Raw genomic sequence first — 1,205 nt, forward strand, 5'->3', positions numbered from 1 at the left:
TTTGAGTTTTTCTTCAGCTTTCGCCGGAGCCAGCCCATCGTTGAAGTGATGGGGTCGGATCCAGTTGTAGTGGCCCATCAGGTACTGGCTAATGTCTCGTTGAGCTTGCTGCCCGGTCAGGTAGCCCGTGGTCGGTATCCACTCTGATTTCAAGCTGCGAAATACTCGCTCCATCGGCGCATTATCCCAGCAGTTGCCTCGGCGGCTGATGCTCTGGCGCATGCGGTAGCGCCACAGTCTCTGGCGGAACTGACGACTGCCATATTGGGCGGATTCAACTGGCCGGGGTGAAACAGTAGCCCTTGAGGCTTTCCGCGTTGTTCGTAAGCCACGTCCAGCGCTTTGACCACGAGGTCTGCGTTCGGCTTTTCTGATAAGGCCCAGCCCACCACTCTGCGTGCATAGAGATCCAGGACAACTGCCAGATAGTGCCATTTGCCCTGCGCCCAAACGTAAGTGATGTCGCCACACCAGACCTGATTTGGCGCTTCGACATCAAACGCTCGGTTCAAGATGTTCGGAATATCTGGCCGCTCCACTGTGGCCTTTTTGTACGCATGTGATCCTGGCTGCTTGCTGACCAACGCCAGCTCACGCATCAGGCTGCGCACCTTGAACCGTCCGATTTGCTCACCTTCTTCTTGCATCATTGCCTTGATGCTACGGCTGCCGGGTGCACTTCGCCCTCGCGTGAACAACTCATTCACTCGACTGCGCAACCGCAGACGTTCGACGTTCGGAGTTCGCCTTCTATGACGATGTTCGTAGTAACTCGAGCGAGTGACTCTTCGCACAAACAATCAACGGGCTCATGGTCGCTGAGCTGGCGGATCAGCGCGTACGCTCGAGATCTTCCGACATCAAGAGCGCGGTAGCCTTTTTTAGTATCGATTTCTCGCGTTCAAGGCGCGTGATCCGGGCTTCCAACTCTTGGATTTTTTGCTGCTCTGGCGTCAGCGCTTTGCTGGCCGGCGTGATGCCGCCGCGCTCTTGCTGAAGCTGATTAACCCACCGACGCAGGGCCGACTCCACCAAGCCGAGCGAACGGGCCGCTTCGGCATGGCTGTAGCCTTGATCGAGCACCAGGCAGGCGGCTTCGCGCTTGAACTCAGGGGTAAAGGTACGGCGTTGCTTGGTCATCGGACACCTCTCTGTGGCGAGCATTCTCGCCTAAATGGGTGTCCGGGGTTAGTAGACCACTACAC

1 pseudogene is annotated in these 1,205 nt (G+C 57.1%); it reads right to left on the reverse strand.

The features are described from left to right. Positions 1 to 1,140, reverse strand: a pseudogene (locus tag ACQ4OD_RS26325) (IS3 family transposase); the annotation flags it as partial. Positions 1,141 to 1,205: the final 65 nt, after the last annotated feature.

This window comes from Pseudomonas sp. WC1 (assembly GCF_050586565.1).
Taxonomy (GTDB): domain Bacteria; phylum Pseudomonadota; class Gammaproteobacteria; order Pseudomonadales; family Pseudomonadaceae; genus Aquipseudomonas.